The following is a 13704-nucleotide window of genomic DNA, read 5'->3' on the forward strand; positions in this document are numbered from 1 at the left end:
CCTCCGCCCCTCTTTCTCCTCCGCCCCCGCCTTGATCCGCTGGTACACCTCCGACCGATGCACCTCGACCGACCGCGGCGCGCTGATACCGAACCGCACAATGCCATTTTCCAGTGCCAGCACGTGAATGCGGATGTCATCGCCGATGGTGATCACCTCCCCTACTTCGCGTCCAATTACCAACATGCTCCGATCCTCTAGCCCAAGGGAAAATCGGAGACTGCGCCGAGTACATTCGGCTACTCAATAGAGAGACTACGAATTAGCCACATCCTACAGTTATAGGTAAAACCCCCTACAGAAAACCCCGTCTAACCCTGCTGCAAACGCGGGCCGAAGACAATGATGCCGGCGCCTGCCACGCACAGTAGCGCCCCGACCCAATCGCTCCCCAGTGGCCGGACCCGCTCCACCAGCGCCAGCCAAAGCAGCGAGGAAACGATGTAGATGCCACCATAGGCCGCATAGGCGCGGCCGGCATAAGCAGCTTCCACACGGGTGAGGACCAGACCGAAGCAGGTCAGGCTGATCAGCGCCGGCACGACCCACCAGATGCTCTTGCCAAGCCGCAACCAGAGATAGAACGCATAACACCCCGCGATCTCGAAGAACGCAGCGACAAAGAACCAGAAATAGTTGATCACACCCGCCGTCCTCACCGAACAAAAGCGCTCAGCATACCCGATCGCTGTCAGGGGCTCCTTGGCTTGGCGAGCGATGGACAGCGAGAAGCGAGCGGAGGGTTTCAAGCGTTCTTCAGATCATGCGCCGCATGGCCATCCACGATCCTCGGGATGTCGAGACACAACGCTGCGCATTACTCTCCCGCGGATCTAGCCTTGTTCCGCATCTTCACGGCCATCTCGGTCATTTCATCGTACAGACGCTCAGGGGCCTGTTGCTTGAGCGCCCAGGCCAGGCGACCCGCTTCGTGGGGCAGGATGAGAAACTCGCCGGCGCCGACCTGTCGGTGGATGTGTTCGGCGATCTCGGCGGCGGTGATGGGCGAGCTTTCCAACAGCTTGCCGACCTGGGCCTTCATCGCCGGTGTCGGACCGCGGAAGGAGTCGAGCAGATTGGTCTGGAAGAACGACGGACAGACCACATGCACGGCGACATCCAGCTGCCGCAGTTCGACCAGCAGACTCTCCGACAGCGCCAGCACACCTGCCTTGGCCACGTTGTAGTTGCTCATCCCAGGACCTTGCATCAACGCGGCCATCGAAGCGATGTTGATGATCCGCCCCTTGCTGCGCTCGAGCAGCGGCAGGAACGCCTTGCAGCCCTTGACCACACCCATCAGGTTGATCGAAATCTGCCAGTCCCAGTCTTCGAGCGACAGCTGCGCGAAGAACCCTCCGGACGCCACTCCGGCATTGTTGACGATCACATCGATGCCGCCGAACCTGTCCTCGCAAGCCTGCGCCAGAGCGGTGAGCTGGCTGTAGTCGCGCACGTCGCAACGTTGGACGAAGCCCTCCCCGCCCGCCTCGCGGACCAGGGCCAAGGTCTGCTCCAGGCCGGCCTCGTTGATATCGGCCAGAGCCAGGCGCCAACCCTCGCGAGCCCAGCGCAGAGCGATCTCGCGCCCGAGACCGGAGCCGGCTCCGGTAATCATCATACGGTCGTGCATGGTGGCAAGCCTCTCAACGGGAGCACAGATGCCTGCCAGTCTAGCCAAGCCGACCCGTGGCCGGTGTAGCATCAATTGGCTGAATGCAGGTTCATGCATGTCGCCTGCTCGCGAGCAACCCGCCGGCCTAACCTTAGACACATTCGGCGACTGTCCTCGTCCCTGTGGGAGCGGGTTTACCCGCGAATGCAGCGGTGAATCCAACATCGCATTCGCGGGTAAACCCGCTCCCACCGGAGCCCCGGGGGGATCGGTGTGGCGAATGAAGGTTCATGCATGTCGCCTGCTCGCGAGCAACCCGCCGGCCTAACCCTAGACACATTCGGCGGTTGCTCTCGTCCCTGTGGGAGCGGGTTTACCCGCGAATGCGGCGGTGAATCCAACATCGCATTCGCGGGTAAACCCGCTCCCACCGGAGTCCCGGGGGGATCGGTGTGGCGAATGAAGGTTCATGCGTGTTGCTTGCTCGCGAGCAACCTGCCGGCCTAACCCTAGACACATTCGGCGGTGGTCCTCGTCCCTGTGGGAGCGGGTTTACCCGCGAATGCGGCGGTGAATCCAACATCGCATTCGCGGGTAAACCCGCTCCCACAGGAGTCGGGGGGTCGGCCTGGTTCGGTCTGATCGCGGGTGGCGCAGACACTGGGGGCTCAAGTGTCAAATAAACGGTTTGCGCTCTGGGGAGCGGCTTTCACCGAAACAACCCGGTGCGCGGATTGAATCTTTGTCGTCTCCTACCAGTCCGACATGATAAGCGGCCGAGATTGCATCGTTACCGCTCTCCCTCAGCTCATGCAAGGAATTCGCTATGACCACGATCCTCATCATCATCCTGATTCTGCTGCTGATTGGTGGCTTGCCGGTCTTCCCACACTCGCGCAGTTGGGGCTATGGTCCATCGGGTATCATCGGCGTCATCTTGGTGGTCCTGCTGGTCCTGTTGTTGTTGGGTCGTATATGACGTCTTGCTGAACCAGCCGCTCAGGGCTCGGGGGGCGTCAGACGCTGATCGGCACGCACCCGACGCAGCAGCTCCTCGCGCTCGAGCGGCAGGGCCAGATAGTCGCCCTGGGCGCTCTCGCAGTCCATGGTCAGCAGTGCCATGAGCTGCTCGGCATTGGCCACGCCCGTCACGGTCATCAATTGCTCGAGCGCCTGCGACATGCTCAGGCAGTTCTGCACCACGGCACGGCAACGGGGCTCATGCGGCAGACCCTGGACGAACTGCTCGGCCAGCTTGATTCGGGTGAACGGCAACTGACACAGCAGTTGACTGCCGGCCTGATCACTGCCGAATTCGGCCAGGCCCAGTTCACACCCCAAGGCACGCAGGCGCAGCAGGTTCTCCAGCTCCAGCACGGTGATGTGATAGAGACTGCGGCCAGTCAACTCGATGCACAAGTGGCGCTCCTCGCCGCGGTGCTTGCGTAGCAGCTTTCTGATGCGCAATACCAATGAACGCTCAAGCAGCTGGGTACCTTGCAGTCCCAAGGTAATCCGCATCACGCGCTTCTCGTCGAGCATTTCCCGGCACAGCGACAACCCCTGTTCCAGCAACAGCAATGCAAGATCGTCCAGTAGCCCGCACCGCTCGACGACGGGCAGGAAGATCTCCGGCGCCAGGTCGCCAAGCAGAGGGTGATGCCAGTGCGGGATCAGATCGACACCGCTTATCCGCCCGTCGCGCAGGTCGAAACTGGGCAGGTACAGCGCATCGAACTGTCGTTCCCGTATGCCACAGCGTACCTGCTCCTCGCCCGGCCAGCTCACCGGGGGCAACTGCGGCCCCATTTCGACAGGTACCGAGGCATGCAGCCATCGGCGCAGGGTCTCTTCGGGCAAGGGCGGCTCCACGTCCCCCACAAAACGGATGCCCAAGCGTTCGGTCATCTGTCGCACGCCACGGCGCATGCTCGGCTCCAGGCTGTTGGTGATCAGCACGGCCTTGGCCAGCCCGGCCTGGCCCGCGCGGTGCAGGAACTCCAGCCCATCCATCCCACCAGCGGTCCCACTGCGCAGGCCGCAGGCCACCAGGTCGACAGCGCCGATACGCAGCAACATGGCCAGTGCCTGGCGCGCGTCCATCGCCTGGTAGACCTCCTGGCAGCCCAGGTAGCCAAACGTCTTGACCGCCAGGGAGCGCTGGAAGCCATGCTCTTCCAGGACCAACACACGAAATGAAGCTGCCGGCATGTCCTTTCCTTCCCTGTCGCCCGCAGCCCTAGACCGCGGCATGTGGTATTCACAGCGTTAGCCGTCCCGACCCAGGCGCAGCCTCGCCGTGGCGCTGCAGCCTGTCTTCCAGCGCCAGCATGGCCTGGCGCACCGCCTCGCATTGCTCGGCCAGCAGTGTCGGCGATGACTCTCCACTGGCGCAGCTGCGTTCCAGCTGCTCGCATGCCTCGATCAACACGCGAGCCTTGATGATGCGCGCGCCACCCTTGATGCGATGGGCCAACTCGGCCAGACCGCCGGGTTCGTCGCCGTCGCGATAGGCCGACAGTTGGTCCAGGTCCTGTCGGTTGCTCTCCAGCAGGTCATCGAGCAAGGCACGCAGGGCCTGGGCATCGCCCCCGGTCAGTCGCTGCAGGCTGCTCAAATCCAGCGCCTGCTCGTCCCCGCCCGCCTCGTCCCTCGCGCGCCTGGCGGCCAGCGGCGCGTCCAGCACTTCGGCGAGCGCCTTGAGGCTCAACGGCTTGAACAGGCAGTCGTCCATGCCGGCCTGGCGACAGCGCTTGCGCTCGGCAGGCAAGGCATTGGCGGTCACGCCCAGCACGCGACATCGGCTCAAGCCACGGCGACGTTCGTGGGCACGGATCGCCTTGGCCAACGCATACCCGTCGAGCACCGGCATGTTGCAGTCGGTGATGATCACGTCGAAACCCTTGGACAACCACAATCGCAGCGCCTGGGCGCCATCCTCGGCGAGGCTGGCGCGGTGCCCGAGGTAGGCCAGCTGGTTGCTCATGAGCAGGCGATTGGCCGGGTAGTCGTCGACCACCAGCACCCGTAGCCCGGCCTGCCCCGGCAGCCCGCCCTGCACTTCCGCCGTCGGTCGCGCGAGACCCTCGGTGACCGCTTCGAGCATCAGGTCGATGTCGACCCGCGTACCCACGCCTTGAGTGCTGCGCAGCTTCATCCGCCCGCCCATCAATTCACAGAGCGTACGGCTGATGGACAGCCCCAGACCGGCGCCGCGCCGCGCCGACTGGCGATTGTTGCTGGCCTGCCAGAACAGGCTGCCAAGCCTGGACAACTCGCCTTCGGGGATGCCGATGCCGGTATCCTCCACGCGCAACGATGCGGCCCACTCGTCCCCCTGGGAGGTGACCCGCAGGCGCACGCGCACGCTGCCCTTGTGAGTGAACTTGATCGCGTTGCTGATCAGGTTGGCGAGGATCTGCTTGAAGCGCAGCGGGTCGAGCATGACCTGAGTGTCGACTTCACCCTCCAGTTCCAGCAGCAATTGCAGCCCCTTGGCTTGTGCCTGCTGCTCGAACAATTGCACCACGCCGGCCACGTGCCGGGACAACTGCACCGGCGCCGGAGCAAGCTCCAGATGACCGGATTCGATCCGGGTGACATCGAGGATGTCGCCGACCAGCGCCAGCAGGCTACGGGCGGCGTCGGACGCCACCTCGATGGACAGCCGGTCGAGCACGCCCTGCTCGGCCTTGCGCAAGGCCAGTTCGAGCATGCCGAGCACGGCGTTCATGGGGGTACGGATCTCGTGGCTCATGGTGGCGAGAAAATGGGTCTTGGCATGGTTGGCGCTCTCGGCGTCTTCCTTGGCGCGCTGCAGCTGGAGCTGCAGGCACTGGCGCTCGGTGACATCGATCCAGCCGGCGATCACCCCGGAGAGCTCCTGGCGCTGATTGCGATAGGGCAGCATCCAGTGATAGAAGGTCATCCGCCGGCCATCGGTCAGGCTCACCTGGCAGTCCTCCACCCGCGCCTCCCCCGCCGCCAGCACCTCGCGCCAGACGCCTTGCCAGGCCATGCCCTCGGCGCTGCCGACCGGCTGGCCGATCGCCGCTGCCCGGCTGGCGCCCACGGCCTGCAAGTAACTGCTGTTGCAGGTCAGCAAGCGCCCTTCTCGGTCGCACACATAGATCGGATGGGGGGTGCCATCGATCATCACCCGCATGAAGGCCAACTGCTCGGCAAGCGCCCGCTCGGCCTGCTTGCGCACACCGATCAGGTAGCGCAGATAGCGAACCCAGACCAAGGCCCCCAGCAGGAGCAGCGCAACCACGGCAAAACCCTGCAGGATCTCGAAGCGATAGCGCTGCCAGAAGGTATCGGCGACGATCACCTCGCCGCGCCAGCGATGCGCCAGCATGTCCATTTCATGGGGCGACAGGCTCAGCAGGGCCTTGTTGAGGATACTGTGCAGCTCCTGCGCGCCTCGCGCGGTGGCCAGGGCAAAATGCGCAGGCTCCATGGGCAAGGTGGCGCTGATCTTGATGCGTCCGGGGTGCAAGCGCGAGGTCAGCGCCCATGCCCCCAGCAGTGGTAGCACGGCGGCATCGGCGCGACTGCTGGCCACTCGCCAGATGGCATCCAGCGGCCCATCGCTCTCGACCAGACGGATGCCAGGGTGATGCTGGCGCAGGTACTCGGCGGGCGCGCCACTGCCGATGACGGCCAGGCGTTTGCCCTGCAGCAGTTCCAGGCTGTCGGGCGCCTGTTCGCTGTTGCGCGTGACCAGGACCCGCACGGTGCTCAGGTAGGCGCGGGTGAAGGCCAGCTGCTCTTCGCGCCGCGGGCTCGGTGTCAGACCGGCGATGACCTCGGCCTTGCCCTGGCGAACCTGCTCGATCATCTCCTCCACGGTACCACCCGCCTCCAGGTCGAAACTCAGGCCAGTCAGGCGTTCGATGCGGCGCAGCATGTCGATGCTCAGCCCGCGCAGGTGTCCTTCGCCATCGCGATAGCTGAACGGCACGAACTGATCACCGAGCAGGACCCTGACCCTGGGGTGAGTACTCAGCCAGCGATCCTCGGCGGGGGTCAGCCGCAGCGGACCGCGCTCGCGCACGCCTTCGGCCTCTACCGCCCAGCGATGCCGGATGCGCTCATGTTCCTGCGCCGGGGTGATCGCCAGCATGCGGTCGACCAGGGCCTTGAGGGGCGCGTCCTTGACGGCCATCGCGAAGGCGACCGGCTGCGCCGCCAGGTCCGGGTAGGCGATCACCTCGACGCTCTTCACCTGGCCCTTGCCGATCAGGTACTGGCTCTCCAGCTCGCCGCCCAGGTACAGGTCGGCCTGGCCGAACACCACCGCGCCCACGGCACCGCGTGTGGACGGGAAGACCCGGACCTGGGCATTCGGGAAGCGCGCCAGGACACTGTCCAGGTCGCGGTAGCCTTCACGCATGGCCAGCCTCACCGGCTCACCGGCTTCACGCTGCGGGGGTCGCTCATCGTGCGCCACCAGTATCGGCCGGTCCTGGGCATAGGGTGTGGAGAGCAGCACACCGGCCTCGCGCGCCTGCTGCGCGGTGATACTGCCGAGCAGGTCGACGTCTCCCTCGCGCAAGGCCGCCATGGCGTTGCCCAGGGACGAGAAGGTGCGTACCTGTACCTCCCGCTGCAGGTGCTGGCCCAGCAGACTTGCGTAGTCGGCGGTGATGCCCTCGTATTCACGACCGGTCGTGAGGATATCGAAAGGCGGGTTCTCGGGCAGCACGATACCGAGCTTGAGCCCGCTGCGCTGCCACAGCCAGCGCAGCTGGTCGTCGTCGGGTATCAGCCGAGGTCCGCTTAGCGACGCGCGTCCGTACAGCATCGGCAGCTCCGCGGCCTGCAGGGGCGCCAGGCATATCAGGTGACAGAGCAGCATGGCCAGGGCACGCACGAGTGGGCGGTCAGGCCAACCCGTTGCGCCTGGCCACATCGGCCAGGTCGATCAACGAGTTGACCCTGAGCTTCTCGATCAGGCGAGCCTTGTAGGTGCTGATGGTCTTGTTGCTCAACAGCATCGCCTCGCCAATCGCCTTGTTGCTCAGGCCGCGCGCCAGGTACTGGAGGATGACCATCTCGCGGTCGCTGAGCGAAGCCAGGCACTGCTGTTCGGAGGCCTGGATGTCCTGGCGATGGACGGAGCTGAGGGCCACTTCGGGGAAATAGGTGTAGCCCGAACGCACCGCCAGGACCGCCTTGCTCAGCTCGCACAGGTCGTCGCTCTTGCACACGTACCCGGCGGCCCCGGCCTTCATGCAGCGCAGGGAATAATTGCCGGCCAGCTGCGAGGTCAGTACCAGGACTTTCGGTGAAGGGCCCAAGGCCTTGATCCGATCGATCACCTGCAGACCGTCCAGGCCGGGCATGACGATGTCGAGGATGACGATGTCCGGCGCTCGCTCGCGAGCCAGGCGGATGGCGTCGACGCCGTTGTCCGCCTGGCCGATGATCTCGACGCCGTCGCGTTGCAGTTGCAGGCAGACACTGGAGCGGATGAAGGGGTGGTCATCGACCACGAGTGCTTTGTACATAGTCCTTCCTCGCTGGAAACATCGGCGTCCTAGATCTCGGCATCGAACACCACGGTGACCTTGCCGCTGTACAGCTCCGCGCCACGATCGAGCATGGGGCGCAGATCGTCCTGGGCCACTTCGAAGTGCAGCTGGCCGGGGCCATTGGCGGTGGGAAGCTGCGACTCGAGTTCCAGCGCCGCCGCTCGTCCGGTCGGCAGCGCCTTTTGCCTGACCGTCTGCCAGCCCTGGTAACGGATCCCGTAGGGAAGCGTGATGGCGACCTTGAGCGGCACCTCTTCGCCCCGGCGGTTGCGTATGCCGCAGACATCGCCGACGTCGTATTCGCACAGCTTGTAGACCTTGAGCGGCCCGGACGACCACAACCGCATCGACAGTTCGCTATACAGGCGCGTCGGGACCCGCCCACCTTCGAGCCAGGCGCTCCAGCCGCCGGGCGGCTCCAGCACGACGCGATCGGCGGCCTGCGGAAACTCCAGGAGAAAGGTGTGCTGGACATCCAACACGACGTTGATCGTCAGACTGTTGTCGTTCAGCGCGGTGACTTCGTTGCCGAAGTCGAAATCGCCGCCCGTGCCGATGCTGTAGGTCACGCTTCCACGATAGATGCCTGGCTTGACGCGGTAAGTGGGGGGGAGCTCAAGGGTATAGGCAACGCTCAAATCCGATGTGGTTACATCCTCCTGCTGGCCCCAGTAGTATGGGTTGTGTCTGGACCAGCACTCTGCCGGTGTTCTATCGATGCGCCAGTAATAGAGGTGCTGATTCTGGGTCGGCCAACGGCCGCTCTGCATAGTGCAATCGCCGTAGGCATATCCATTGGTCGGGTTTTGGTTAGGGTTCGGGCTTGTTACCCGCTGCGTGACTTTTATGAAATTGAGCACGAGCTGGTGGGTCTCACCGGTCTGGTCGTTATAGACGGTGACTTGCCTGCGTTCTGGAAACCTCACGAAAAATTTGTCACGCGACTCTGGCGTTACCACGGTGCGCTTGCTGTACGTGATAGGCAGATCCACGGTTGGATCGCGAGCGCATATCGAAGGAAAGAAACCGCACGATGATGCAGGCGGCGTCGTGTGCTCGAATCGCGCCGAACTCTCGCCGCGGTACTGCGCGCTCAGCGTGACCTCAAGCGCGTGAAGCGATGGCGCGGCCAACGCAAGCAGGCCAGCCAACCAGCGTCGATGCAGGCGCAAGCGTGCCAACAAACCAGCGGCCCTGATCATCCTTGCACCGCCATCTGCTTGCGCTGCTCGCCTTCCTGCAGCTCGAACTCGAACATCTGGCCAGGCTCGCCCTCGAACTGCCGGGTGCGCCCCGGCAGCAGGTGATGCTTGGTGGCCGGCCCGCACTGCTCGCTCGCCGCCTGGCACACGCGGAAATGATCGAGCGCCACGGTGCTGTTGCCCTCGTTCATCACCGTCAGCTTGCCGTTGTCGCCCACGGCGCGGGTCTGGTAGCGGGTCTGGGCGGGGCGCACGAACAGCAGCGAACCGTAGCCGGCCAGCAGGTTGACGCCGGCCTTGAGGCTGTCGCGGTAGGCATCGGCCTGGGTTTGGTCCACCGCGAAGCCGTCGTCGACCTCGGGCAGTACCGGGATGAAGCGAACGCGAAAGTACCGCTCGCGTTCGCGCTCGCCGCGGTACAGCAGCCGTACCGACTGCAAGCCCCGGGCCGGCACGATCAGCCGCGCCGGGCTGACCACCAGCCCACGCCGCTCCAGCGGCAGCGCTTCCAGGCTGACCTCGCGGGCCACGTCCTTGTCGTCGTAGACCAGCTCGGCCACGCTGACCTTGACGAAGGCGGTGGTATCACCGCCGTTGCGCACCCGCTTGAGCAGCGTGCTCTTGCCCGCGTCGATGTAATCGTACAATCCGCCGATATTCAGTTCCGGCGCCGCTTGCAGCGTCAACGGCCACATCAGCAGGACCGTCAGCATGCTCCGTGTTCTTCTGTTCATCCTGAAATCCCGCCCCTCCAATAATGGCCATTCAATGCTACTCCCTCGCCCCCGTCTGAAAGGTCTGCAACCAAGGAAAGAAGCGTCTGAAACAAACTTCGGAAACGTCCTACAACACAATTTGTCCTCATGACCTGCCCTCCCGTCCGGCGCGGTCCGCTTCGGCCAGGCTCTCCGGGCGGCAGCGCTGGTCGCCGGCCATCAGGACATCGTTTTCCCGTGTCAGGCGGCTGGGCTCCAGGCTGAGCAGGCAGGCCCGCTGACCGGCCAGGCGCACTTCGAGTACCGGTGTCGACTCGCTCATCTCCACGGCGAAGTAGCCATCGGGCTCGGTGACGCTGCGGCTGGCGTGATTGATCACCTGGGCACCGCTCAGGCCCTGGCCGTTCTCGTCGAGCAGACGACCGAGCACGGTCACGGTGCGCATCACGCGCAACTGGCGGTACTCGATGCCGCCGCGGTTGAGGTGATAGTCGAAGGTGTTGGGCTGGATCACCGCGGCAGGGGCATGGCTGTCGCGAAAATCGATCTGCACCTGCCCGGGCTTGTAGGCCATCACCGGCAGCACGTTGCGCCCGGGATGCAGGCTTGCGCCCATCCCCTGGAAGTCGTCGGCGCGCAGCTCGAGCCCATCGATATCCGACTCCACATCGACGATAAGCCCCGCTTCGTGGGCCAGGTACTGCCCGGTCGCGGCCAGCTTGCCGGCGCCCAGGGCCACCACGCTCTGCAGGTTGAGGCCGGCGCTCAGCTTGCCGTTGTAAGAGGAACTCTGTGCATAGGCATCGCCGCTCAGCAAGTCGCTTTCGAACTGCGCGTTGCCGCCGACCCCCGCGCCGTAGCGGTCGAGCGTGGCCGTGGCGCCGAGGGTGCGCAGCGCCCCGTAGTCGACGTCGTGCTGGTAGGCGAGCGAGGCGTTCTGGTCGCGCCCGCCGTCGCGCGAGGTGCGGGTGCCCAGGGTGGCGGCGAGGCGCCGGCCGGGGCTGCCCAGGCTCATGCTCAGGCTGAGGTTGACGCCGCGGTTGCGCTTTTCGCCGGTGCTGGCGCTGCCGGGACGGTCGAACACCGAGAAGCGCCAGTTGGCGTCCGACCCCGCCAGCTTGTCGAACTGTGTCCAGCCAAGGTCCACGCCCAGCCCCTCGACGGCGCCGGTGCTGTGGGACAGGCGCACGGTGGCGGTGCTGCGCGGGCTCAGGCGATGGCTTGCCGACAGCGAGGTCTGACTGGTTTCCCGCTGGCGCGCCAGTGCCCCTCGAACCGTTCGGCTGGCCTGGGTCCAGGCGCGGCTATGGCTGAACACCAGCGAGCCTGCCTCGTGGTTGTAGAGGGTCTGCAGGTCGTAGCCGCTGCCAAGGCCCTGGGTCTGGTTCAGGTTGGCATAGAGTTTCAGACGGTCGCGCACGTCCCAGTCCAGCGAGGTGGCGTATTGCATGGCGTCGTCGACACGCTGGGCCGATACGCCGACGATGGCGCGCGGGTGCAGCAGGTAGTTGACCATCGCACCGCTGCTCAGGCTGTCGTCGTGTTCGTCGTCCCAGTTGCTCAGGGCGCTGGTCTGCTGGCCGACGAAGAGGTTGTAGCGCCAGCGGCTTTCGCTGTTGCTCCAGTTCGATGGCTTGTAGATGAAGGCTTCGGAGCGCGAGGTTTCCTGGCCATCTTCCATCAGGCGCACTTCGATCTGGTAGATGCCGCCGGGCAGCACGCGGGTGTCGAGGGTCTGCAACCCCGGCTGCACCGGCTGGCTGTTGATCAGCACGCCATTGCGGTAGATCTCGGCGATACCCTGACGGTTGGGCGTGACGTAGACCGGCGTGGTACTGGGCTGGCCGCTTTCGATCAGCAGGCTGTCGCTGCTGCCCAACATCAGACCCAGGGTGGTGTCGGGGCTGTTGCCGAGCAGGCGTGGCTGGCGGGTCAGGCCTTGGGCGCTGGGAGTGAAGTAGCCCAGGCGATAGAAATGCTCGTCGACCAGGCGCTCGGCATAAAGTTGGTCGAGGCGATAGCGAGTGCCTTCGCGCTGGTCGCTGCCACGGTCGAACTGGGCGTCGGCCAGGGTCGTCCAGTTGCCCAGGCTGCCTTGCCCTTGTAAGGCGTAACGGCCGCTGGTCTGCCCGCCATCGCCGACCAGGTTGAGCTGGTTGCGCAGCAGCAGGCCATAGCTGCCGTGCTCGGGAAGGCTATGGTACACGGCGGCCGGGCCGCTCTTTTCGGCATCGGAGGTCAGCAAGGAAAGCTGCGAATTGACCAAGCTGTAGTGGATCGCCCGCAGCCCGTCCGGGCAGTCGGTCTCGCAGTCGCCCAGAGCGCGGCCCTCGGCCAGACGGGCTTGCCAGCGGCGGCGCACGGCGGCGGGTTCGCGACTTTCCTGGATATCGGTGAACTCGAGCAACTGCACGCGCTCGTCGCGGCTGAGCACCACCATGGCGTCACCCAGGTAGCGGCCATCGAGCTCGACGCGCACGGCCAACGGCACATCGAAAAAGTGCGCCTCGAATTCGCGGGGCAGACCTTGGGCCTGGGCGACCGCCGCCAGGACTGGCGAGGGCGTGTCGGCCCAGGCCGGCGGCGCGCAGAGGCTGGCGCCGAGCGCGAGCCACGCCGGGCATCTCGAAATGAAAGAATGAAATCTGCTCATGGCCCTGCCTGCAAGCAATGCCCTCCCCCGCCCGATGACCGGGGTCATGGGCAGGGGTGAACAAAAAGGGTGAAGGGGCTTGTCTGGCGGGTGGATCAGGGCGCGGCGGTTTCGAACATCATGCTGACCAGGCCCTGGTAGTTACCGGGGGTGAACGCGCCGCCAGCAGGGGTCTTGGCGGTGATGACAAAGTCCATCACGGTGCCTGGGAGCGCCTGGCTGGCGTTGAGGATTTCGTTGGGAGTGGTCTCGAGGTCGGTGGCGCCCACCTTCACGTTCAGGTCGATGGCATCCAGGCCGCTGGTGATGACAGGCGAGGCCAGCAGGTAGCCGGTGATCGGGCCGACGGTGCTCTTGGCTTGCAGCTGGTGGCGGATTTCGCCGAAGGTGGATTTGATGGGGTTCCAAGGCAGCTCCTGCGGATCGTTCATCCAGTCGCTGCCGATCGGCTCGACATAAAACGCGGCCGTCGGAACCACGGCGGTAACCAACACTTGCTTTTCGATCGGATCGGCCGCCTGGACAGCGCCTGCGACCAACAGAGCAAAGGGAAGGGCCTTGAGTAGGGATTTCACGAATCGTTCTCCTTGAACACCTGCGGTGACGCCACAGGGCGTGCCATGTCAGCCGAATGCCGCTGGCGAGGAGGATTATTCGCTTACGTGTCAGGCAACAAAGCAGGACCGCTCCTACAGTGCCTCGGAAATTTCCCAAGCACACAACATTGCGATACGTCCGGCAGTGACCGCAGGCGCACACAGGAAGTCCGTTGCCAGGAGAATTGTGCTGGTCCCATGAACGAACAGGCCGTCTGAGCGGCTAATGCCAGTCAGTCAAGCACCGCAATCTGCAATTGGGGCTGCTTCGCACCCCTTCGCGGGCAAGCCCGCTCCCACAAGTTGAGCGCTGAATTCAGAAGCTGCGCACTTCTTGTGGGAGCGGGCTTGCCCGCGAAGGGGTGCGAAGCAGCCCCATTGGC

General features: G+C 64.8%; 11 protein-coding genes. 1 reads left to right on the forward strand and 10 read right to left on the reverse strand.

The window, feature by feature from the left end; translation table 11 throughout:
- From csrA to G7009_RS27030, 3 genes are all read right to left on the reverse strand, one after another.
- Nucleotides 1-186: carbon storage regulator CsrA (gene csrA / locus G7009_RS27020; RefSeq protein WP_181133332.1), on the reverse strand; the 186-nt coding region annotated here is incomplete at its 3' end.
- Between the two features lie 125 nt (nt 187-311).
- Complete coding sequence (locus tag G7009_RS27025) at nt 312-644, reverse strand: YnfA family protein (RefSeq protein ID WP_181133333.1); 333 nt, start codon at nt 642-644, stop codon at nt 312-314.
- 173 nt (nt 645-817) lie between these two features.
- Nucleotides 818-1633, reverse strand: a complete 816-nt coding sequence (locus tag G7009_RS27030; RefSeq protein WP_181133334.1) for an SDR family oxidoreductase — start codon at nt 1631-1633, stop codon at nt 818-820.
- Nucleotides 1634-2441: 808 nt separating this feature from the next.
- On the opposite strand from G7009_RS27030, the gene G7009_RS27035 reads away from it, so the two are divergent.
- On the forward strand, nt 2442-2594 hold the full coding sequence (locus G7009_RS27035) for a DUF3309 family protein (protein WP_181133335.1): 153 nt from the start codon (nt 2442-2444) through the stop codon (nt 2592-2594).
- Nucleotides 2595-2614: 20 nt separating this feature from the next.
- On the opposite strand, the gene G7009_RS27040 is transcribed toward G7009_RS27035, so the two are convergent.
- The 7 genes from G7009_RS27040 to G7009_RS27070 all read right to left on the reverse strand — a co-directional run bounded on the left by G7009_RS27040 (nt 2615) and on the right by G7009_RS27070 (nt 13300).
- Nucleotides 2615-3826: an EAL domain-containing response regulator gene (locus G7009_RS27040; RefSeq protein WP_181133336.1), complete on the reverse strand. Its 1212-nt coding sequence runs from the start codon at nt 3824-3826 to the stop codon at nt 2615-2617.
- 49 nt (nt 3827-3875) lie between these two features.
- Complete coding sequence (locus G7009_RS27045; RefSeq protein WP_219856806.1) at nt 3876-7493, reverse strand: transporter substrate-binding domain-containing protein; 3618 nt, start codon at nt 7491-7493, stop codon at nt 3876-3878.
- Nucleotides 7494-7503: 10 nt separating this feature from the next.
- Nucleotides 7504-8130 (reverse strand): response regulator transcription factor, encoded by a 627-nt coding sequence (locus G7009_RS27050; RefSeq protein WP_181133338.1) that lies wholly within the window; start codon nt 8128-8130, stop codon nt 7504-7506.
- A gap of 29 nt (nt 8131-8159) precedes the next feature.
- Nucleotides 8160-9326, reverse strand: a complete 1167-nt coding sequence (locus G7009_RS27055; protein ID WP_181133339.1) for a hypothetical protein — start codon at nt 9324-9326, stop codon at nt 8160-8162.
- 26 nt (nt 9327-9352) lie between these two features.
- Nucleotides 9353-10090 carry a fimbria/pilus periplasmic chaperone gene (locus tag G7009_RS27060; protein WP_445677199.1) on the reverse strand — a complete coding sequence of 246 codons (738 nt, stop codon included), beginning with the start codon at nt 10088-10090 and terminating at the stop codon, nt 9353-9355.
- Nucleotides 10091-10217: 127 nt separating this feature from the next.
- Nucleotides 10218-12725, reverse strand: coding sequence for a TcfC E-set like domain-containing protein (locus tag G7009_RS27065; protein WP_181133341.1), 2508 nt, complete (start codon nt 12723-12725; stop codon nt 10218-10220).
- Between the two features lie 95 nt (nt 12726-12820).
- The gene (locus G7009_RS27070) at nt 12821-13300 is read right to left on the reverse strand and encodes a CS1 type fimbrial major subunit (RefSeq protein ID WP_181133342.1); all 480 of its coding nucleotides are present in this window, start codon (nt 13298-13300) and stop codon (nt 12821-12823) included.
- Between the last annotated feature and the right edge of the window lie 404 nt (nt 13301-13704).

The sequence above is a fragment of the Pseudomonas capeferrum genome (assembly GCF_013523055.1).
Classification (GTDB): domain Bacteria; phylum Pseudomonadota; class Gammaproteobacteria; order Pseudomonadales; family Pseudomonadaceae; genus Aquipseudomonas; species Aquipseudomonas capeferrum_A.